At 69.2% G+C, this 237-nt stretch carries 1 protein-coding gene; it reads left to right on the plus strand.

Translation table 11 applies throughout. The annotated features are described in order from the left end of the window. The coding region (locus SB771_RS36985) for a TonB-dependent receptor domain-containing protein (protein ID WP_410722283.1) at window positions 1–237 on the plus strand (237 nt) is incomplete at both ends.

The following is a 237-nucleotide window of genomic DNA, read 5'->3' on the forward strand; positions in this document are numbered from 1 at the left end:
CCAGCGCAGCTGGAGCAGCCGCGACGGCGACGCGACGCACACCGACCGCTCGGGGTTCCTGCCGCAGGTCGCGCTCGGCTACAAGCCGGTGACCGTGCTGTCGCTGTATGCGTCGTACAGCAAGGCGCTGTCGTTCGGCGACCAGGCGCCGGTGCGCGCGACCAACGCGTATGCGTTCCTGCCACCGGTCGAATCGCACCAGTTCGAGCTCGGCGCGAAATACGACTGGCTCGACCG

Source organism: Burkholderia sp. SIMBA_051, from assembly GCF_046534915.1.
Lineage (GTDB): Bacteria > Pseudomonadota > Gammaproteobacteria > Burkholderiales > Burkholderiaceae > Burkholderia > Burkholderia ambifaria.